This is a genomic window from Enterococcus sp. DIV0756 (assembly GCF_051710745.1).
Taxonomy (GTDB): domain Bacteria; phylum Bacillota; class Bacilli; order Lactobacillales; family Enterococcaceae; genus Enterococcus_A.
This window is the reverse complement of sequence record NZ_JBIOLF010000002.1, coordinates 1,302,122-1,324,112: the sequence shown is the minus strand read 5'-3', so window position 1 is coordinate 1,324,112 and position 21,991 is coordinate 1,302,122. Positions and strand designations below refer to the sequence as shown.

The following is a 21,991-nucleotide window of genomic DNA, read 5'->3' as shown; positions in this document are numbered from 1 at the left end:
GGTATTTCCGCTCCCCTCGCGTAATAATTATATTCCTCGGGCGCTAAAATCATAGTGATCTTGATCAGATATCCTATACTTAAATTATACTAGTTGTTTAGCATTTCACAACCTGATTTTGTGGATTGGTATACAACAAGATAATAACTCGATAAAAAGGAGGAATAGTTGTATGACGGCAAAATTTGAAAGTTTGTTTTCCCCTTTGAAAATTGGTCCTGTTGAAATTCCCAATCGAATCGCCATGATGCCGATGGGGGTCTTTTCCCCACGCCTGCTAAGTATGGAAACCATCGCTTATACCAAAGAGGGTACTGATTATTATATCGAAAGAGCCAAGGGCGGTACCGGACTGATCATTACTGGTTTGATGCCGGTCGTGGATAATATGGGCTTTTGTATTTTGAGCAATCCTGAGGGCTATGTCAGAGACATGAAATATTTAATGGATGGCGTTCATGAAGCCGGTGGAAAAGTGTTTGTGCAATTGACCGCTCTGACCGGACGAGCAAATCACGGCCTCGTTGGAATCTGCCCTGCCCCTGCACCGATTCAAAATGTCTGGGACCCGACCAAAACGGATCGCGGAATATCCAAAGAAGAAATCAAAACCTACGTAGAAAACTTTGCAAAAGGTGCAAAACTAGTCCAGGATGCGGGCGGTGATGGTGTCGAAATCCATGCGGTTCACGAAGGATACTTATTGGATCAATTCGCGATCTCCTTCTTTAACCGACGGACCGATGAATATGGCGGCTCCTTGGAAAATCGCCTACGGATCATCCGAGAAATCGTTGAAGCCATCAAAGCGGCTTGCGGTCAAGATTTTCCTGTTTCAATGCGCTACAGTGTGAAAAGTTATGTGAAGGACTTTAATCGAGGAGCGATCCCTGGCGAAGAATTTGAAGAAAAAGGACGTGACTACGAGGAATCCTTCATCGTTGCCAAAAAATTAGAAGAATTCGGTTACGATATGCTGAACTGCGACAACGGCAGCTACGATTCTTGGTTTTGGGCTCATCCGCCAATGTATATGCCAAAGGCCTGCAATTTAGAAGACGTGATGAAGGTCAAGGAAGTCGTTTCGATTCCGGTCGCTTGTGCTGGCCGATTTGATGATCCAGCATTGGCTGATCAAGTGATTGCCGATGGAAAACTGGATATTATGGGAATGGGCCGACCATTATTGGCCGATCCATACGCACCTGAAAAATTTTCTCAAGGTCGCTTAGATGATGTGCGCCCATGTATTTATTGCCATCAAGGTTGTTTAGGACGAATTTTCCAATTTAAAGATATTTCCTGTGCAGTCAATCCCGCTTGCGGGCGAGAAAAAAGCTATGCATTGACTCCTGCGAAAACACGGAAAAAGGTTCTAGTCGTCGGTGGCGGGATCGGTGGAATGGAAGCGGCTCGGGTTGCCGCGATTCGTGGTCATGCCGTTGATTTATATGAGAAAACCGATCAATTAGGCGGCGTCTTTGTGGCGGCAGCGACCCCTGATTTCAAAGAGGACGATCGCCATTTATTGGACTGGTACAAGAAACAGATGGATGATTTGATGGTACGTGTTCAATTGAATAGTGAAATCACGCCCGAGCAAACAAAAGAATATGATGAAGTCTTTGTAGCTACCGGTGCGAATGAACGACGATTGGATACACCAGGCTTTGACAGCGAACAGGTGACTTACGCTATTGAGGCGTTACGCCACAAAGAAATCACAGGTGACAGTGTAGTGATCGTGGGTGGCGGGCTAACCGGTTGCGAAATCGCTTATGATCTAGCTAAAAAAGGAAAGAAAGTGACCATCGTCGAAGCCAGCGAAACCATTTTAAATGCCTTTGGTTTGTCAGCAGCCAACTACAATATGATGATGGAGCTGCTAGATTATTATCAAGTGACGGTTCTTAAAAATTCAGTCGTTGATAAATTTTCCGATGGCACTGCCTACGTAACAGAAACGATCAAGAATTATCCAAATGTTGCAAATCGAGCGCAGCACATGTTCGCTCTGGGTGTTCAAGGCATGCCAAAAGCCCATGAAATTCCGGCTGACGATATTATTGTTTCTGTCGGCTATACACCAGATGATGCATTGTATCAAGTAATCCAAGCAGAGAATGTTCATTTGATAGGTGACGCCAAGAAACCGACCAATGTAATGGATGCCATTTGGGAAGCCTATGAAGCAGCGATGAAGGTGTAAAGTCATTTTGAATCAGACTTAACAAAAGTAAAGAAAATAAGCCATTTACTATCTATTTGTATAGTAAATGGCTTATTTAGTTTATTCGTAAGATAAGTCTTCCCCATTCGTAGCAATCACTTTTTTATACCAATAGAAGCTGTCCTTTCGACTGCGGTCAAAGCTTCCGTTTCCTTCATCATCCTTATCGACATAAATGAACCCATAACGTTTGGACATCTCGCCGGTTCCGCCAGAGACCAAATCAATACACCCCCACGGTGTATAGCCGATCAAATCGACCCCATCTTCCACGGCTTTTTTCATCTCTTCAATGTGCTGGCGAATATAATCAATCCGGTAGTCATCATGAATGGATCCGTCCTCTTCCACTTTATCCACTGCACCCAAACCATTTTCGACGATCATTAGTGGAATCTCATAGCGATCATAGAGCTCATTTAGCGTAAAACGTAGACCAACCGGGTCGATTTGCCACCCCCATTCGCTCGTTTCCAGATAATTATTTTTTACACCACCAAAAAGATTACCGCCCACTCGATCCTCACTTTCTTCGATGTTCGCAGTGACACAGCTGGTCATGTAATACGAGAAGGTATAGTAATCCACTGTTCCCGTTTTTAAAATTGCCTCATCGCCTTCTTCAAATGTTACATTGATGTTGTGTTTCTTAAAATAATTCTTCATATAATACGGATATTTCCCTTTGACCTGAACATCGCCGCAGAACCAATTTAGTTTTTTGACCAGTTCTTGGCTGGCTAACGCATCTTCAGGCTTGCAGGTCAACGGATACATTGTCATGTAAGCCAGCATGCAGCCGATTTTGAAATCAGGATTGATTTCGTGTCCGACTTTGACTGCTTTGGCACTCGCAATGAACATATGGTGAAGCGCTTGGAAACGTCGTTCTTCATCATCCTCTTCAGCTAGTATCCCTAACAAATTTTTACCGCCTAAAGGCAATGTTCCGAAGTTGATCTCATTGAAGGTCAGCCAGTATTTCACCTTGTCCTTGTAGCGTTCAAACAACGTCGTCGCATAGTTCACAAAGAAGCCGATCGTCTTACGATTGGCAAAGCCGCCATAATTCTCCGCTAAGGCATAAGGCAGTTCAAAATGACTGATTGTAACTAACGGTTCGATCCCGTATTTTTTGCATTCGTCAAAAACCTTGTCATAAAAAGCCAGGCCGGCTTCATTTGGTTCCTGCTCATCACCCTTGGGAAAAATTCGTGACCAGGCAATACTTAAGCGAAACACTTTAAATCCCATCTCCGCAAACAACGCAATATCTTCTTTGTAACGATGGTAAAAATCGATTCCATCATGGTTTGGATAATAGCCATCCGGTTCAATGGTAGGCGTCATCACTCGATGCTTATGCAATCCACCTGCCCGCATATGATCTGGAATACTTTCCCCTTTTCCATCAACGTCCCAGGCTCCTTCATATTGATTGGCTGCTGTCGCTCCACCCCATAAAAAATCCGTTGGTAATGTCATTTGAATAGCCTCTTTTCTTTATTTTTTGTTAGAATTGCTTCTTAAAACGTCAAAAACCCGTCAACAAACAAAGCGTTCCTCACGCTTCATTTATTCACAGGTTTAGCTTGCTTAAAGCAATCACTATCCATTTATTTTCTTACTAAAAGAATTATAGCACTCTAAATCGAGAAAATGCAAACGCTTTTTTAGACTTTGTTATTAAAAAAACGCTTCTGTACATCAGCCACCTGTTTTTTCAACTCACAGGCATTTATCTTAGCCTTTTCCAATGAATCAATCAGATTGTCGCAGGCGGAAATAATACTATCATCTGGCGTAACCGGGTTTAATAATGACTTGATGTCTTGTTTTTCTTGCTCTACCGCATTCAACATCCGTAAAATCGCGGCTAAGGAATACTTTGCTGAGCGCAAGGTTCGAATAATCTTCAACCGTTTAATATCTTCTTGATCATAGAGACGATAGTTATTTTTACTTCTTTTGACAGCAAGTAGCCCATTGCGCTCCCAATTACGCAATGCTTCAGAAGTCACACCTAAATACTCAGCGGTTTCACTGCGGGTTAAACACAGCGCCTCTTCCTCTGTTTTTCCAACCAGAATATTTTCTACCACATGAATCACATCGTTTGCATTGGCGATTTCTTTTTCTACCAATTCTAGATAGCGATCAAGCAAAGCTTGTGCCTCAGCAAAATCATAGCGTGCCACCGCCTTGACCATCTCAACCATGATGATTCGCAATCCCGATTGCAACACCTCGATCTGAAAAGCGACCTGGGCAATTTTGATTGTTTCGATATGGAAATCAGTAAATACCCGATAGCCATTATTCGCTCTAGGAGGAATAGGAATCAGCTCCCATTCCTCGTAGCGGCGGATCGTATTTGGGTGCAAACCGACAAGAGCTGCTACCTCTGAAGTATGATACGTTTTCATTTGTGTTCCTTTCAATCTCTGACTAAGAGCGTCAACTCGTGCAGTGCTCTAGAGCAGCTGGTATAAAGCAGGGTGCTTTTTTGCGTCAATTGCTGGGAACGAATATCTGGTAAAATTACCTGATCGAATTCCAATCCCTTTGCATATTGTGCGGTCGTTAGGATTATCCCTTCCGCAATCTTTTTCGTGTCCTTTTCAAAGCGGGTTAATTGTTCAGCTGGAAACTCCGCTTCTATCTTTGCCACTTCCTGCCAATTCTGACAAATTATACCACACGATTTATACTCACTAGCTTTAAAATCAGCTAGCTTTTGCGCCAACGTATTTTGCTGATAATCAAGGATTTCCACTTCCTTGCCATGACGCCGCACTGGCTGAATTTCAGTTGCATCGATGAAGCGGCTGGCAAAATCCATAATTTCAAAACTGGAGCGATAGCTTGTTCGAAACTTTAATAGACGGGAGTAAGGTAAGGCAGCTTGAATATCTGCTAGAAAACTTGGATCATTGGCTACTAGTGACTGATGAATATCGCCGCAAATGGTTTTTTGACATGGAAAGAGCCGTTCGATCATTACTAACTGTAACAATGAGTAATCCTGCATCTCGTCAATTACCAAATGTTGAATCTTTTTATTCGGTTTGATCCCTTCAATCATCGATTTAAAGAACAGGTACGGGAATAAATCCGAATAATTGATGACATTTCTTTTTCGTGAAAATTCCAGTTGTTTCGTAGAAAGAAATTGATAGTAATCGGCTAAGCTTCCAGTCGTTTTGATGCGTTTCTTGAATACCTGTTCCAATTGTTTCGCAAATTTTTCACGACTCAATTCAGACACCCGTTTGCTCAACAGTTTCGTTAGTTCTTGAATCAGCTCAAACAAATTCTGTTCTGACTGCTGATCGACAAGACGTTTAATTTCTGAGGAGGAAATATGTTGCTCATCAATTATAATTTCACTAGCGTATAGGCGACTTTTTACTTCTTCGACGTGCTTCAGAAGCTGATTGTAAAATTTTTTCGATTGCTTGTATCTGTAGGCTTCCGCTTGTTTAGAATGCGGCTCTTCCAATACGGCTTGTAACTCGTCATGACGATTGACCACCTGATAACTCTCTTCAATAAATAGGCTCCCTAACTTAACGATATCTATCTGCGGCAGCTCGTCTTCTCCTAATTCAGGTAACACTGTTGCGATGTAATCGGCAAAGACCTGATTTGGTGAGACAATTAAAATATCTGAAGCATCCAGCTCCTCCTTTTTCTGGTAAAGCAGATAAGCCATGCGATGGAGGGCAATGGATGTCTTTCCTGAGCCAGCTACCCCTTGAATGATTAAATTTTTCGTTTTTGTATCTCTGATTGCCTCGTTTTGCTCTTTTTGAATGGTGTGGATAATCGTTTTCATTTCATTGGAAGTACTTTTGCCGAGCTCCCGCATCAATAACTCATCATTGACGGCATCATTCGTATCTACCACAAAACTGATCGCACCTTGCTTGATTTCAAATTGACGCTTCAGGCGTAACTGTCCATGAAATTTTCGCTGTTGCGATTCATAGAAAGCCTCTCCCAAAGAAAAATCATAATATAAAGAAGAAATGGGGGCTCGCCAATCATAAATAAGCTGCTCGCCGTATTGATCCGCAAAGCCATAACGTCCAATGTAAAAATCCTCAACCTCCACTTCGTCCGCAAATTGAAAAGTAATCTTGCTGAAGTACGGAGTATCCTTTTGATACTTCAGCTTTTTTAAAACATTTGCTTCCAAAACACTGCGGCTGTCGAGAAATTTCAGGTGCTGCTGATGATTGTAGACCTCATACTTATCCAGTTCATTTTTATAATCAATGGTGTAATGCTTTAATTCCTTATAATTGTCTTCATTGATATTCAGGGCGGCCTCAACCTCTGTGATCTTTCTTTTAAGTTGGTGTGTTACTTCTGTTAAATACTTTTCTTCAATTGTGGTATCCATCTAATCCTCCCCTTTCATCAGAACTCATCTTAGCAAATCTGAAAAGGTTGGTGTTATAGTGGAGGGTTCAAAAGATAAAAAAACACGCTAAAAAGATCAATCAGTATCCACAGTCACTTTATATTCTAAAAAAATTGTTGCATCATTAATATAAAAGCTTTTAAACCATTGTTTTACTGCCTTTCTTCCCAATGAGAAAAACAGGCCTGTTTTGTACAGAATTGAGTAATTAGGCTTATCTAGCATTCATAGACACTTCATAATAGTGAACGATCTTTTTTAAAGTAGCAACTTATGTTTTTGACTCTCTTTTGGATCAAAATGAACATCCATTTGCTCAGGTAACCCTTACTAATGTTGGGTCACTTCGTCCTTCTTACTTATTTCTATGTTTTTTAAATCGCTCCCACAGTTTTCGTTTTGTTTGATGGATTTTCTTTTTTTGTTCCTTTTTTAAATTTTTCTCTTGCTCCAGCTTATTTGCCACAGCTTGTTTTTCTTCGTCCAATAGCATGTCCGAGTCAGAAATCTTTTTTTCGTTTGATAGATTTTCTTTGTCTTTTAGTGGTTCTTTTTCGTCCTCAGAAAATATTTCCTCTGCAGAAACAATATCAGGTAAATTACTGACAAAGATTGTGCGTAATTCTTCGTCTGATAACCTAGTGATGGCGAATCCATCAGGTAGAAGGAGCCCTATTTGCATGATTTCTTCTTCCGAATCTTCAATGATTTGGATAGTAACGTCTTTTTTGCTCACTTTTGGGTTTTTAGGTGACAACCAAACAGGTTCCTGCTTGGCTATTATTTCTTTTTCATTCTCATCAAAAATTTTCGTTTCAATGGTTTCAACGAACTTTGCGCGAACAAGCTTGTGAAACAACTGTGTTCCGTCGTTTTCAACCACCTTTAGCTTTGTTAATTTTTCTAAAAAAACATTGATTTCTTCTGCAGAATTATTTGTATCTAAATTATGTAGTTGCCAACGGTACTTTTTCCCTTCACCATTTTCAAATATTGCCTCTAATGTCAGCATAATTATCCCCCTCACACTTATTGGTTTCTACAATTACTCTCACGAACACAGTCACCTTCAATCATCAGTGATTTAAATATACGAATCATTGAACACTGAAAATGGGCATTCATCTCGTAAGAGTTCTTCTTTTTCTTACTAATAGTTAAAATTTAATCCTCAAATCGAAACGATGTCAACAGCATAATTGTTTTATGTCTACTAATAAGGGCAATTCACAATTGAACAATAGTAGTATATTAGACCAGAATCTAAAAAACGTTCTTACAATTTTTTTTTACTATATTAAAACTGAAAAATTTTCCTTATTAAAATAATAAACCGTTATAAAATAACTCGAGTAACTACTTTTTGTGAGCTACTAACACAACCGATAGTATGAACGTACGGAATAAACGAAGTCTAAAAAAGGGAAATTTTCTAGATCTTTCTTACGCGGATTTGTTAAACTTTAGTTAGCAAACCAAATGGAGGAAAAAAATGATAAAGAAGCTATATTTAATGCGCCATGGAGAAACACTCTTTAATGTCTTAAAAAAGGTTCAAGGTGCCTGTGATTCGCCATTAACAGAGAAGGGTATCCAACAGGCGAAGTTGGCACGCGAGTATTTTCAAGAAAATAATATCGAGTTTGATCATCTTTATGCCTCTACCCAAGAGCGTGCCAGTGATACACTTGAACTCGTTACTGAACGTGAAGATTATCAACGATTGAAGGGGTTGAAGGAAATGCATCATGGCTTGTATGAGGGAGAGCCTCAGTTTTTACAGCCGAATGGGGCCGAATACTTTGAGTCCTTTTACTCCCAATTTGGCGGAGAATCCCTATCGGCTGTGCAGGAACGTGTGAGTTCTACTTTACATCAAATAATGGCAAATGATGACCATCAACAAGTCTTGGCCGTCTCTCATAATGGCGCTTGTATCAGTTTTCTTCAAACCCTTCAACAAGAAAACAAGGACGAATTGATTCGGGCATACCCTAATTGTGCGATTTTTATCATTCAATATATAGATGGACAATTTCACTTAGAGGATATTGTTGATCCGGCGACGAAATTGAGTATTTTATAACTAAAAAAGAACTGTCCCAAAAGCCTTTAGACTTTTGGGACAGCTCTTTTTCACGAAGAAACAGCAACTCATTAAGCAGCCTTTTCGGAAAGAAACTGATATTTCTTGAGGCTGACTACTTCTGACGTAACCTCTTCTATTTCTTATCTTTTAAGAATAATTGAAATAAACTTCCTTTTCCATATTCACTTATTACTTCTAGCTTACCATCAAGTTGCTCGGCCAAACTTTTACTTATATAAAGACCCAAACCCGAGCCGCCGGTTTCAGCATTTCTAGATTTTTCGACACGATACAACCGATCAAAAATCTTTGCTTGCTCCGCCTCCTTGATACCTATCCCCTCGTCTCTGATCGAAAACAGTATCTGCTCATTTCGTCTCTCGATCTTCAAATAGATCGTTGTCTGTGATAGCGAGTATTTACTGGCATTTTCAATCAAATTAGTCAATATTCGATTAAGTTTTCCTTCATCAGTTGTCAGAGTTTTCACTTGCGGATCTACTTCAAGAGTGAGTGTTTGTTGTTTTTTTCTCAATACATAATCAAAGCTGGAAAGCAGTTTTAGTAAAAATTGATCCAGCCAAATTTTTTCTTCCTGATTCACCGAGCTTTGTGTCGTTGCCTTTTCCATCACAGCGACCTCCATCAATTGCTTAGTGAAAGAGCTCAACCGTTCGATTTGAAACGCCATTTGTTCAAGAGTCTGGTCAATCTCATCCTTCGAGATAATGCCATCTTGGATTGCTTCAATCTGATTTTTTATTGCAGTAATCGGTGTTTTGATATCATGTCCCAGTTGTGCTACTAAATTACTTTTATCCTGTTCGCTTTTTTCTAGCGCTGTAAAGCTATCTGACAACGCAGCAACCATTTCATTGAAATCATCAGCCAATGTCTCCAGTTCCTTCGGTGCATGATACAACTGAATCTCCGTAAATTGATTTTCTTTAATTACTTTAGTCTGCTGGCTTAACTTATTTAATGAATGGAAAGTATTTCGCAACAAAAATAAGCCAAGACCCGTTCCCAAAATATTTGCTAAAATCGTAATCCCGATAATCAAATAGCCATCATAATCAGTTAAATACATTTTGCTAATACTAAACCAGACGATCAAGATCACGACGATACTCGATGAGAGAAAGGATAAAATCAACATATTTCGTAATTTCATCATTATTCCTCCATCTTGTAGCCTAAGCCCCAAACAGTCTGGATATGAGGATAAGGCAACCCGTCTGCCGCCGATTCCAACTTTTCTCTTAAACTATGAATATGAACATTTAAAGTATTCGCATCATCTAAATAGTCCGTTTGCCAAATTTTTTCGTACAACTCGGATTTTGGAAATACTTTACCAAGATTTTTCAAGAATAATAGAAGTAACTGAAACTCTTTAATCGATAACTCTAAGGATCGATCATATAATGAAGCCTGAAACTTCTCTTCATTAATCTTGAATGGACCCTCTTCAACCGTATTTTTTGTGCGCTCTTCCTTGCTCCCCACACGTCGTAAAATATTTTTCACCCGCAGCGTCAACTCTCGTGGACTAAAAGGTTTAGTGATAAAGTCATCCGCTCCCAAGGTCAAAGAAAAAATTTTATCTTTCTCTTGATCTTTGGCACTAACAAAGATAAATGGTGTCTCTTCATTTTTTTCAAGCACTTTTTCAATAAAATCATAACCATCCATCTCTGGCATCATGATATCCGTAATAATTAAATCCAATGATTCCTTCTGAAAGAAGCTTAAGGCTTCCTTACCGTTGCTGGCAGAAAAAACTTTATATCCCTCTCTTGCTAAATAACGTGAGACAATGTCCAATATCGCTTTTTCATCATCCACAACTAGTATTTTTTGCATAGTATCCACCTCTCGCCCTATACTAATCTAGTCTGAACGAAAATGCACTCAATTTACTCGTAAATTCATTTAAAACAACTCTTAACTGTTTCTTAAGTGATTCATTCAATTTACTTAAACTGCTTTTTCTCCTCTTTAAAATTCACTAGTTATTTTCGCCAACTAAACAAGGGAATCCTTCAGATATTTGACCAAAAATAACTCGTATAAGCAAAAAATAGTAACAGAAACCCTTTTCGTTCAAACGACTTATGATTTGGTTAAGGAACAGTTTCTTTGTTTTTTGGTTCAGACAGAAGTAAAGTAATACCCGTTAAGCGAAACAAACAAAATAAAAAAGGGGTCTTTACTATGATGTCAAGAAAATTTGGAGCAGTGGCAGCCGTCACTATCCTAAGCAGTATCGCATTAGGAGGTTTTATTAAAACAGATTCAACGACTGTACATGCTGCAGCCAACTTCACACAAGGGGAAAAAGAAACACGGAATCCAATGGGCGCCGCTCTTGGCAGCACAATGGCAAAAAAATACAATATCTCTATGCCTGAAGCTGGCAAAGGGTACTTCTCAGGTGGTTCTATGTACATTGGTCCACGTGTTGGTACAAGTGCTGCTGGCGCAACCTCTACCATTCAAGTAAAGGTTTCTAAAACTTCAAAAGGGACAACCTTTGAATTGGAACCTGCAAAAGCTGGTAAACAACCTGATGCCGCTAAACTTCGGTTAGATGGTGTCCCAAATATTGCTTTTAGTGATACGAAGAAAGAGGATATTAAAAAGGGCGATGTTACTTTGATGGCTGATAGCTACAAAGTCGAAAAAGGAACCAGCGCTGAAAAAATGGCCTTCGATGGAAATAAAGATGGCTTAATCAAAATCAACGACAAAACTATGAGTGATAAGAGCATGGGCTGGTCATTATTCGCTGCTATTACTCCATTAATGGACAAAGACGGTGACACCTTGAACGCTACATTGAACCTTAAACTAACTGGTGACAATGGTGTTGAAGGAACATCAACTAGCTTAGATAGCATGAACGGCGAAGCAAAACCTGTCTTAACTGCTGCTAAAGGAACTGGCATGGATACAACCAAAGTAATGATTGACCAAAAAGGAACCACATTGAAGATCAATAAGAATGAAAATATCCAAGCGGGAGTTTACCAAGCAAATGTTGTTTGGACACTCGCAAATGATGCAAACGCACAAGCAAATATGGCAAATGCCAATGCTAACCGCGGTGCAATCAATAATCAATAATTGTTAACTTAAAAGCACCTGCCTCTTCATGAGACAGGTGCTTTTCTATTTTCCTAAAACCTTACGAAAGACAGGTGTATCATTGTCTTTTCCATAATCAAAATCACTTACAACGCCTTTCAGCTTCAGCATATCCCTCTCAGAAATAGTAAAGTCAACATCTGCATTGTTTTCCATGTGTTTTTTGTTTCCCGTTTTGGGTAACGGTAAAAGATCTAATTGCAGGCAGTAACGGATTGCCAACTGCGGGATCGATACTTGATATTTCTGGGCTAACGTAGTAATCGTTTTACTGTTCAGCATTGCACCATGGGCAATCGGCGAATACGCCTCAACCAATAACCCATTTTTTTGGGAATAGTCGATTACTTCAACGAGTGTTTGGCCAATATGGGCGAGAACTTGATTGACCATTGGCTTAATTTTGCAATGTTGAAGCAGGTTCTCTAGATCGATAATCTCAAAATTTGAAACGCCAATTGCTCGAATTTTCCCTGCTTCATAAGCTTCTTCTAACGCTTGCCAAGCGGCGCAGTTTCCTTCAAAATAATGATCCTCTTCTTGAAAATAGGCCCACGGTTTTGGACTATGAATGAGCATTAAATCGAGAGATTCAAGCTTTATTTTTTTTAGAGAGTCATCAATTGCTTGAACGGCTCCCGCATAGTCTTTGATCTCTGCCGCAAGCTTTGTCGTAATAAACAGATCATCGCGCGAGATTTTACTTGCTTTGATTGCCTCACCAACGGCTTCTTCATTGCCATAAGCTTGTGCTGTATCAATGTGACGATAGCCTACCTCGATTGCTTCGAGAACTTTTTCTTTTGCTGCCGCAGCATGAAGCTTCCAAGTGCCAAATCCGATTTTCGGAATTTCATTTCCATTTGATAAGGTGAATGTTTCTGTTAACATAGTCTCTCTCCTTTTCCTTAGTTAATTCTCTCGACTAAAACTGCATCCGCTCCTAATCGATCCGCTAGTTTATCACTATTCCCGATTCGACCGATCCTTGTATAAGAATAGTTAGTAGTGAAGGATCGGTAAAAAATCACTAATGTGTTTTCACCGTACAACATGACGTCTCCTTTTTGGATCTCCTCAACACGTTGTTGCTGCGTGGGAAGATTTTGCGGAAGCTCAAAGTATTTCTCATTTTGATTTAGATCCTGCATGGTAAAGGTGTCCGGTAAAACGCTCAACAGTTCATTCACCGTTGAGTTATTCATTAATTCTAGAGCAGAAACTTGACCATTTATGCGTAATTCCAGCATTTTTCGATTTTCCTTTTCACTAGTAAACGTTGCCGGGCTTGATGTTGGTTTTGGTGAATCCCCAGACGAACAACCAGTCAGTAACCCACTGAACAGACACATAGATAGAATAATCTGCAAACGTTTCACCTTCATCACCCCCATACATCCTAAAAGCTTTTATGATAATAGAATTTTTATTTGATTTACTTCTTGACCTCTATGCAGTGAGTCAACTAAATTTCTTTGATGACTTTCGCTGGTGAGCCTGCAACGATCACATTATTCGGAACATCCTTGGTAACCGTCGAATCCGCTGCAACAATGGCATTCTTACCCACGGTTACTCCAGGAAGAATCGTAACATTCGCTCCTATCCACGCATTTTCTTCGATTTTTACCGAAGCAACTGATAACCCGCGACGTTTTTTGGGTTCTTTCAAATGATTGACGGAAATAATACGGGTCATTGGCCCAATCAAGACATGATCTTCAATCACGATACCGCCTAAATCGACAAACATCACATTCTGATTAATAAAAATATCCTTTCCAAAAGAGATATGTTTTCCGAAATCTGTATAGAACGGTTGAGAAATGGTCACAGACTCATCGATGACTCTACCTGTGATTTTTTCTAAATAACTCCTCATTCCTTCAGGTGTAAGATAGTCGCTATTCATTTCCATTACTAATTGTTCATTATCCGCCTTTAACTCATGGATCTCCTTATAGATAGAAGACCCCGGTAAAATCTCGATTTCTTGAATCGCTGCTAAAAAATCATGTTTACTCATTGTAATCCTCTCCTTTTATTGCTGAGACTAGTATACTTCGCTATACTATCAATGACTAATACTTATATAGAATACTCAACTATTACTTTTAGTTATAGGAGGACGACTATGGAATTACGAGTGTTGAATTACTTTTTAACTGTGGCCAGAGAAGGAACCATTAGTAAAGCGGCGGAGGTTTTGCATCTTTCACAACCCACCTTATCAAAACAATTGAAAGACCTCGAAGAAGAGTTGGGCGTACAACTTTTCATTCGAGGAAATCGCGAAATATCATTAACAGAAGATGGCGTTTATTTGCAAAATCGTGGCAAAGAAATTTTGTCCTTAGTCTCAACGACTACCTTAAATTTACAAAAGAACGAAGTCATTGGCGGAGATATTTTAATCGGTGGCGGCGAGACACAAGCTTTTCAATTTCTAACAGATATTTTAAATCACTTAATGGAACGCTATCCTGATATTAAGGTCCATATGTATAGTGGCAATGCAGATGATGTGAAGGACAAGATTGATAAAGGCTTACTGGATTTTGGCTTAGTCATTGATCCCGTTGAAAAACAAAAATACGAATATGTCCCCTTACCTATCGTTGACCGTTGGGGTATCTTAGTCAATCAAAAACATGCCTTAGCGGAAAAAGAGCACGTTTCACCGGCGGATTTAAAAAATCAGCCCTTATTAATTTCTAGTCAAACACTCGTAAACAACCAGTTGGCGGAATGGTTAGGAGGCAATTTGAATAATTTTTCGATCGTCGGAAGCTATAATTTACTTTACAATGCTTCATTACTGGTTAAGGCTGGGAAAAGTGTGGCCTTTTGTATTGAAGGAATCATTCAGACAAAAGACAGTGACTTAGTTTTTGTTCCACTTGAACCGGCACTAACCTCCACCATCAGTATTATTTGGAAGAAGAAACAAATATTTTCCAATGCGGCAGCGCTCTTTCTGGAGAAACTGACGAATTCCTAAAACGAAATCTTCGTGATTTTTTTGTATAAGCAGTACAATAGACCTGTTCGAATAACTTCTTTTTATTTACTAGTTATTTTTCAAATAGCCAAACTATTTGCGCAGAATAAAAAAGTAAGCATGAAGGGCTCGTTAAGCGAACAAAAAGATTTAACTTTTCTATTGGAAAAAAGTTAAATTCACTATTTGAATTTAGGAGTGGATAGAATGACTAGCTATGCTAAAAGAACCGAAGACGAATTGCTTTCACCAGAAAATACTGTGTTAACTGTGATCGACTATCAACCGACCCAAATCAACTCTATCAATTCTATGAATCGTTCAGAATTGATCCGTAACACAGAAATCGTTATCGAGTTGGCTAAACTTTATAATATCCCCATCGTCCTTTCTACCGTCAACGTTGAAAAAGGCTGGAACACAGACACTATTCCTGTCTTGAAAAAAGCGGTCGGTGAAGATGTTCCATCTTATGATCGCAGTTCCATCAATGCTTGGGAAGACAAGGAATATAATGAAGCGATCAAAGCAACGGGACGTAAAAAAATCTTGATACTGGCTTTATGGACAGAAGCTTGTTTAACCTTCCCAACCTTGGATGCGTTAAAAGAAGGCTACGAAGTTTACCCAATCGTTGATGCGGTAGGCGGAACGTCAACAATTGCCCACGAAACAGCACTACGCCGTGTCGAACAAGCAGGGGCACAATTAACGTCGATTGCCCAATTGGCTTGCGAATTGCAACGGGATTGGAATCGTGAAGACACTGTTCCTGGCTTTGATGAATTAATGACTAAATTTGGTGCTTTCTCTAACTTAAGATAATCTCCACGAAAAAAATAACTGTGCCGGAAAATCGGCACAGCTATTTTTTTAATCATTTATTTAGTCTGAGCTTTTAGTTGCTCTCTTAGCAGAATCACCAGTGCTATAAGCAACAACCAGATTCCTGCAACAATGAGCTCATTTTGTCTTATCTCGCCTGTTTGAGGATAGCTTTCATTTCGAATTGACGCATGGATCACTTCTTTAGGCGTTGAACTTGGGGAAGTTGCCTCAGGCTCTGGAACAGACGACTCAACAGGCATGTTTAAGATTCCTGTTATTTGAATATTCTCCTTCATCTGTGAAGCCTCCTAATAGGATTAAGGTGCTGCAGTCCAATCAACTGCTTCAAATTCAAGTGTCATGGTATAACTGTGTTGAATCTTGTTAGTCAGTTCCTCATTCACTTTACCCGTGTACTCATACTTAACTGTATTTTCCCCTGTAGTTGTCCCAGCTTCATCCATGTTTCCTTTCCCATTCGCCAAAGTAATCAATTTCGAACGATTAACCGATAAATCCTTCACCGTTCTAATTGCAAGATCTGAATCAAATCCTTTTAGATTCAAATTATAGCTAATATCATCGTATGTTCCATTCGAGGTTAAGCCATTATAGTAAATATCTACAGGACGACCAGAATTATTAGTGATCGTGTATTTAGGAGAAGTAATAGGAGCATCTTTCTCTGTATTCGTACTGTAAAAAATCGTTTCAGTTGGCAAACTTACATTAATCCAAGAGTCTTCACCTTCAACGATCGGTGCTGTTGGATCTGTATTATCCATTCCTAAGGTCCCGTTGACTGGAATATCTCCTGTTCCTTCCCCGACTATTTCTTGATCCACTGCACTCACTGGTACCGCCATTAACATCATACTTGATAAAGCCAATAAACTAATCATTTTTTTCATAAATCATCTTCCTTCCGAATAATTATTTTTCAATAGTAAAAGTAACTGTTGCTGCGACTTGTCCGCGTTTTTCTTTTGTGGCATTGTCATAAATACTAAAAAGTGCTGTTGCCGGATAACTTCCCTCCCCTAATTCTTTCTCTAGGGTCGCCCCTTTTATTTCATAACCCGGTTGTATTGCCCCCGAGGTATAAACCAACTCATCTGAATCTTTTAATCGAATCTCAACATTCACTGGATTTGCATTGTGTTTAGGATTTTGAATGAACAGATTGCTGTTCCTATCCTTAGTAACAGTCACGTTTGGTGCGATCACCATATTAAACTGACTAGCGTCGACTTTCTTTTGTGCCATGTTCTGCAATTCTTTTTCTGAGATTTCTTTCGCATCTTTTCCTTCGGGTAAAAACTCCCCACTCACTACTGTGACAGGTGTCTCTGGCTGATTGAAATGTTGATACACAAAGTACCCGCCGACACCAAGCAATAAAAGCAAGAGTAAGAGTAAAAGAAGTCTCTTTCGTTTTTGCTCTTCCGGTCTTTTTTCGATTTCTTCCATGTTCTAATCCTCCGCTTTTTTAAAATTCATGGTCATGTTGTACTTCACATTTATTTCTTTTCCAGCTGACCCGTAGTATTCTCCTGTAAATCGCAACTCATTGTTTTCATCAGTATCAAGCTTACCTATAGGGATATTTAACGGGCCCGTGCTAAGGGTAGTTAAATACTCGTGATTTTTTGTAAGCTGAAGCAGCAATCCTTTAGAATTATTGGAATCAGGTTGATCTACTAATTGAATGTCAGACTTCTCTTTCTCCTCAAATCCCGCCAAATCAATGCTTACTGGATACGCACTGTTATTTTCTATCCCATAACCAGGTGATTGGATTATTTGACTGCCATCTTCATCTGTTTCCGTCTTAAAAAACATGGACACAGGAATGGTTACTGACATCACACTAGATTTAGTCTTGAAAGGAACCTCATACCATGTACTATCTCCTGACGAAAATTCTGCTTTCAGTTGAACATAGAGCCAATAGTTCTTTTCAGAATCTAAATCAGTAAAGGTTACCTCTGAAGTAATCGGTAGTCCGATCTCTTCTTTTTTGATTTCTGTGGAAAAATTATTCGTGTCTTGTTTCGTATCGAAAAGCTGGTATACCGCTCCATTTAACTTATTTCCACTAGTTAAATACTCTGATAAATTGAATACCGCTTTTGTGTCTCGTACTACCTTCTTGACATTTTGAATGGAGGTAGGTGTCGGTAAGCGTTGGAAGACCAACCGAGTGGCTTCTCGTATCATTGTTTTCTCATCAGCCGTAAAATCAGTTTTATTGGTTATCGTGTTTGAAAGTTGTAAATCTGAACCTTGTGAAGTAATGATGTCCCCCTCATCGATAACTGTATTGATTGCTTCGTTATTGGCAGTAATTCCATAGCTCGTTACACCAGGGTTAAATTTTTCAAACGTCATACCCGTGTATAACAAGGCTGTTGTACTTGCTTTAGCCACTGCAAAAGACATACGATACGCATTATCAACAATAAAATTGGTAGGTGCTAGACGATTATAAAAAATTCGACTGTCGTTTGTTACTGAAAAATCAATAGTCGCGTCTTTTCCAACGTTGAAGGTCGAATTTGCATTAATATTAATTGGTTTGCCAAATGATAGTTTCGTTTGGGCTTGTTCTGCGATGTTGAACACAAAACTGCGGGTGTTAGAAGTGTAAATATAATCTGCTTGCCCAGTAATCTTAAGGTCTGCATTTTTTCCCACGATTACCTCCCCACCATCAGTAGGAAGCCCAACAAAATCAGAACCAGTCGTATCGAAATCGACAACAGCATTCTCTTCCAATTCAAAACGAAAGGCTCTAGTAGCCCATATGGCACGAGGTTGCCCGGTATTATGTTTCACCGTTGTTTGACTATTCTTTTTGAATAGAAACTGGCTACATTCCGCAAACTCCTGTGATGATGAACCAGCATTCACAATAAAATTATTGCTCCCTGAAAATACAATCGTGCCTCCAGTATTTTGGTTGTAGAATGGCTGTGCACCTTTATTTGAATAATAATTTACATTTTCAACTTCTAATGTCACGTTTGTTTTACTCAATACTTGGCAAAAACCATAATAATCGTCTGCTGGTACAGAAAAATCTGGTGAACCAAAGGTAATATCTTTGAATTTTATGTAACTTCCGGCAACGTTAGCTTCAAAGGCCCTAGTCGATGTATAGGAGACGGTACGTCCGTTCCCATCAATCGTAATATCCCCTGGAATCTTAATTCTTCCGCTTTTAGTAAGATCAAATACTTGATTCGGAGCTGATACTGGCGCATCCGCCAATTTAACATAGCTTACTTTGTCGGTTACGACTGCTTGAATCAATTCCTCTTCATTCTCTACAATTCGCGGACTTGCTTCCGTTCCATCTCCAGTATTCTGTTGCTCAGCTGCAAAAGTCGATCTCTCATCAGACGGAGCGGTGCCCGTATCATTTCCCTCTTGTCCGTTTTCAATGAAAGCCTCATTCTCATTTCTTATTGCTTCTTCTTCGTCAATGAGAGTCGATTCATCTTTCAAAGGCACCTCTTTAGTTCGTGAATCTTCCGTAAAACTTGTATTGTCTTTGTTAGCGCTCCCACTCTCTTCCACGCCTCTGATCAATGCTTCAGAACTATTGAGATTTTTATTGTCATTCAACGATTGCGTTTTACTACTTGATTTTTCTTGCGACGAATCCTCCACATTTGCACTCACCAATGGATTACCGACACTGAGGAATAATTGGGAAATTATTACTAAGCCGCCCAGTTTTTTAAGCAAAGCCATAATTTCAGCATACCTCCTTTATTATTTTTATAATTAAATTAAAATTAATTTAAAATAATCATCGTTATTAATTAATTTTATATTATAATGATGAGATAAATAACGCAAATAATATGTTTGATTCAATTAGAACAGGTGTTTTCTAAGACTTTCAGAACATATAAGTGTCCTTATCGCTAACTACTAAACATTTTTTTACTAGCAAATAATTTATATTCATGAATTATATATAAAAAAAATTTCCACACCAATTAATCAGTGTGGAAATTCACTTTATTCAATATATTGCGTATCTCCGATTTTATCTAATCTATACTTGCCGTTTTTATACGTTAAGGTCGTTACGCTACAATTTTCCATCATTTCCCCGTTGTAGGCATCGGGCACCAGTAGCTCTAGTAAGGTTGGAATCATTCCGCCAGAGGAAACGATCATGACGTTCTCCGCGTTCTTTTTCTTCGCATCCTTAATGACCTTATCCATTGCCGCCTGACCGCGAGTGGTAATCTCATCATAATTTTCTGCTACTTTCAAAGGATCATTCTCCGCGATCGTATTAGCGATTCCATCATCGCCGATCTTGTCGACCAGTTTATCATAATCAGACCAGTCATCATCCATTTTGAAGCCATTCGCTTCAAAAATTGGCGTCCACATTTCTTTGTCCGTCTTGCCTTCATAGCCGCCATAGTTCCATTCCTTGAAGCCATCATGTTCGATCAGTTTAGGTTTCTTATGTTCATTCTTTGAAAGAATCAGCTTGGCGGTATTGCGTTGGCGACCCAAATCACTGGAATAGGCTAAATCAAATTTGATGTCCTTTAGGCCTGTTCCTAGTTTTTTCGCTTGGCTGATGCCTTTATCGGTCAAGGGTGAATCCGCGAAGCCTTGAACCTGTCCCGTTGTATTAAAGAAGGTCTTGCCATGCCGAATCAAATAGATCGTGACCTCTTCATTTTTCTTTGCGGCTTCTGCCTCTTCACTTTTTGCCAAGCCGCCGACCAATGCTATTCCTAACAACCCTATCAGCAATGTCCCGAATACTTTTTTCATTTTTTACAGTTCCTCCCCATTGGTTTCGATCAGCTGTTTGTACCAATAGAATGAATCCTTCGGCGTTCTAGCTAGATCACCTGTGCCATCATCGTGCTTATTGACATAGATAAAGCCATAACGCTTACGCATTTCACCAGTTGTCGCACTAACGAGATCAATCGGCCCCCACATCAAATAGCCAAAGCAGTTGACTTTGTCCTCTTCTACTGCCTTTTTCAGTTCGCTCAAGTGTCTTTGTAAAAAATCGATCCGATAGTCATCATGAACGACTCCGTCTGGACCGACCTCATCGTATGCGCCCAGCCCATTTTCGCAAATAATAATTGGTAAGCCGTATCGCCGATAAGTGTAGTTCAACAGATATCTCAAGCCGATCGGATCAACGCCCCAGCCCCATTTGCTTTTTTCAAGGTAAGGATTTTGGACACCGCCAAACAACGAGTCCTCGTCCGTATCGCTCCCTTCAAAGCGGGTAACCTCCGTCATATAGTAATTCATACCGATATAATCAAGCTGACCCTCCGCAAAGGCTTGTTTGTCTTCTTCAGTCATATCGATATCAATGCCCATGTCCGCATATTCTCTCAGCTTGTACTTTGGAAATTCCCCGTTACACATCGCATCGATCTGATAAAAGTCGCGATCCATATCTTTGAAGGCATTCATGACATTGATCGGATCACAGTTCACTGGATACTTTGGTGTGATGCCAAACACGCAACCAACTTGGCTGTCTGGGTCAAGCTGATGGATCAGCCTTGTCGCCTTGACACCAGCTAAAGTCATGTTGTAACCGATCACCGCCAAGGTTTCTTTTTTATTGCCTTCCAGCTCGCTGTATTTTAGACCAGCTAAAATATAGGTGAACATATCAGAAGCCTCAGTTTGCGGATCAATATGGTTCATTTCATTGAAGGTCACCCAATATTTGACCTTTCCCTTCAAGGCATTCACCATCGTTTCAACAAATTTCAAGTAAAAATCAATGACTTTTCGGTTCTTCCAGGAATCGTATTTCGTGACTAAATTCATCGGAAGCTCAAAATGGTACAGGGTAACGATCGGCTCGATGTTGTATTTCAATAATTCGTCCACCACGCGTTGATAAAACGCGATCCCTGCTTGATTTGGTTCAGCATCATCGCCGTTTGGAAAGATCCGCGACCAGTCGATTGAGATTCGCAAGCTTTTAAAGCCCATTTCACCAAATAGTCTGATATCTTCTTTGTAGCGATGGTAAAAATCAATCCCTTCATGAGAAGGATAGTGTCTATCGGCTTCGATGGTCTTTGTGTATTCTCGTGGCGTATTCACCGATCCGGAAGTCGCAAAGTCCATGATCGCAGGACCCTTCCCGTCTTCTTGCCAGGCTCCTTCTAATTGATGAGCCGCAATACTGCCACCCCATAAAAAGTCTTTTGCTAGTTTCGTCACTTTTCCTACCTCCAT

The 21,991-nt window shown here is 39.7% G+C and carries 20 protein-coding genes; 5 read left to right on the top strand and 15 right to left on the bottom strand.

From position 1 onward, the window contains the following. The first annotated feature begins 172 nt into the window (after positions 1-172). Positions 173-2,209 carry an FAD-dependent oxidoreductase gene (locus tag IGI44_RS22710; protein WP_438790180.1) on the top strand — a complete coding sequence of 679 codons (2,037 nt, stop codon included), beginning with the start codon at positions 173-175 and terminating at the stop codon, positions 2,207-2,209. 81 nt (positions 2,210-2,290) lie between these two features. On the opposite strand, the gene IGI44_RS22705 is transcribed toward IGI44_RS22710, so the two are convergent. The 4 genes from IGI44_RS22705 to IGI44_RS22690 form a co-directional block, all read right to left on the bottom strand. Next, positions 2,291-3,715 (bottom strand): glycoside hydrolase family 1 protein, encoded by a 1,425-nt coding sequence (locus tag IGI44_RS22705; RefSeq protein WP_438790179.1) that lies wholly within the window; start codon positions 3,713-3,715, stop codon positions 2,291-2,293. Between the two features lie 188 nt (positions 3,716-3,903). Continuing rightward, complete coding sequence (locus IGI44_RS22700; RefSeq protein ID WP_438790178.1) at positions 3,904-4,656, bottom strand: MerR family transcriptional regulator; 753 nt, start codon at positions 4,654-4,656, stop codon at positions 3,904-3,906. 11 nt (positions 4,657-4,667) lie between these two features. Further along, positions 4,668-6,638: a HelD family protein gene (locus IGI44_RS22695; protein WP_438790177.1), complete on the bottom strand. Its 1,971-nt coding sequence runs from the start codon at positions 6,636-6,638 to the stop codon at positions 4,668-4,670. Positions 6,639-7,014: 376 nt separating this feature from the next. Then, positions 7,015-7,671, bottom strand: a complete 657-nt coding sequence (locus IGI44_RS22690; protein ID WP_438790176.1) for a DUF2922 family protein — start codon at positions 7,669-7,671, stop codon at positions 7,015-7,017. Between the two features lie 480 nt (positions 7,672-8,151). On the opposite strand from IGI44_RS22690, the gene IGI44_RS22685 reads away from it, so the two are divergent. Next, positions 8,152-8,745 (top strand): histidine phosphatase family protein, encoded by a 594-nt coding sequence (locus IGI44_RS22685; RefSeq protein WP_438790175.1) that lies wholly within the window; start codon positions 8,152-8,154, stop codon positions 8,743-8,745. Positions 8,746-8,881: 136 nt separating this feature from the next. Here the strand turns inward: IGI44_RS22685 and IGI44_RS22680 are convergent, their stop codons facing one another. Together IGI44_RS22680 and IGI44_RS22675 are read right to left on the bottom strand one after the other, a co-directional pair. Continuing rightward, a complete protein-coding gene (locus IGI44_RS22680; protein WP_438790174.1) occupies positions 8,882-9,925 on the bottom strand; it encodes a sensor histidine kinase in 1,044 nt (347 codons plus the stop codon). Beyond that, the gene (locus IGI44_RS22675) at positions 9,925-10,614 is read right to left on the bottom strand and encodes a response regulator transcription factor (RefSeq protein WP_438790173.1); all 690 of its coding nucleotides are present in this window, start codon (positions 10,612-10,614) and stop codon (positions 9,925-9,927) included. Before IGI44_RS22675 ends, IGI44_RS22680 begins: the two co-directional genes overlap by 1 nt. 351 nt (positions 10,615-10,965) lie before the next feature. Here IGI44_RS22675 and IGI44_RS22670 point away from each other — a divergent pair, with 351 nt between their 5' ends. After that, a complete protein-coding gene (locus IGI44_RS22670) occupies positions 10,966-11,877 on the top strand; it encodes a WxL domain-containing protein (RefSeq protein ID WP_438790172.1) in 912 nt (303 codons plus the stop codon). Between the two features lie 45 nt (positions 11,878-11,922). On the opposite strand, the gene IGI44_RS22665 is transcribed toward IGI44_RS22670, so the two are convergent. The 3 genes from IGI44_RS22665 to IGI44_RS22655 all read right to left on the bottom strand — a co-directional run bounded on the left by IGI44_RS22665 (position 11,923) and on the right by IGI44_RS22655 (position 13,924). Continuing rightward, positions 11,923-12,789: an aldo/keto reductase gene (locus tag IGI44_RS22665; RefSeq protein ID WP_438790171.1), complete on the bottom strand. Its 867-nt coding sequence runs from the start codon at positions 12,787-12,789 to the stop codon at positions 11,923-11,925. Positions 12,790-12,806: 17 nt separating this feature from the next. Then, the gene (locus tag IGI44_RS22660) at positions 12,807-13,283 is read right to left on the bottom strand and encodes a cyclophilin-like fold protein (protein ID WP_438790311.1); all 477 of its coding nucleotides are present in this window, start codon (positions 13,281-13,283) and stop codon (positions 12,807-12,809) included. Positions 13,284-13,363: 80 nt separating this feature from the next. Next, entirely contained in the window at positions 13,364-13,924 is a 561-nt protein-coding gene (locus IGI44_RS22655) for a DapH/DapD/GlmU-related protein (RefSeq protein ID WP_438790170.1), read from the bottom strand. 108 nt (positions 13,925-14,032) lie between these two features. Between IGI44_RS22655 and IGI44_RS22650 the strand changes: the two genes are divergently transcribed. Both IGI44_RS22650 and IGI44_RS22645 read left to right on the top strand, forming a co-directional pair. Further along, positions 14,033-14,899, top strand: coding sequence for a LysR family transcriptional regulator (locus IGI44_RS22650; protein ID WP_438790169.1), 867 nt, complete (start codon positions 14,033-14,035; stop codon positions 14,897-14,899). 207 nt (positions 14,900-15,106) lie between these two features. Then, the gene (locus IGI44_RS22645; protein ID WP_216408904.1) at positions 15,107-15,724 is read left to right on the top strand and encodes an isochorismatase family protein; all 618 of its coding nucleotides are present in this window, start codon (positions 15,107-15,109) and stop codon (positions 15,722-15,724) included. Between the two features lie 56 nt (positions 15,725-15,780). On the opposite strand, the gene IGI44_RS22640 is transcribed toward IGI44_RS22645, so the two are convergent. From IGI44_RS22640 to IGI44_RS22615, 6 genes are all read right to left on the bottom strand, one after another. Continuing rightward, complete coding sequence (locus IGI44_RS22640; protein WP_438790168.1) at positions 15,781-16,023, bottom strand: LPXTG cell wall anchor domain-containing protein; 243 nt, start codon at positions 16,021-16,023, stop codon at positions 15,781-15,783. Between the two features lie 21 nt (positions 16,024-16,044). Next, a complete protein-coding gene (locus IGI44_RS22635; protein ID WP_438790167.1) occupies positions 16,045-16,638 on the bottom strand; it encodes a hypothetical protein in 594 nt (197 codons plus the stop codon). A gap of 22 nt (positions 16,639-16,660) precedes the next feature. Further along, positions 16,661-17,197 (bottom strand): hypothetical protein, encoded by a 537-nt coding sequence (locus tag IGI44_RS22630; protein ID WP_438790166.1) that lies wholly within the window; start codon positions 17,195-17,197, stop codon positions 16,661-16,663. 3 nt (positions 17,198-17,200) lie between these two features. Next, on the bottom strand, positions 17,201-19,486 hold the full coding sequence (locus IGI44_RS22625; protein ID WP_438790165.1) for a hypothetical protein: 2,286 nt from the start codon (positions 19,484-19,486) through the stop codon (positions 17,201-17,203). 273 nt (positions 19,487-19,759) lie between these two features. Continuing rightward, on the bottom strand, positions 19,760-20,539 hold the full coding sequence (locus IGI44_RS22620; protein ID WP_438790164.1) for a histidine phosphatase family protein: 780 nt from the start codon (positions 20,537-20,539) through the stop codon (positions 19,760-19,762). Positions 20,540-20,542: 3 nt separating this feature from the next. Continuing rightward, entirely contained in the window at positions 20,543-21,991 is a 1,449-nt protein-coding gene (locus IGI44_RS22615; RefSeq protein WP_438790163.1) for a glycoside hydrolase family 1 protein, read from the bottom strand.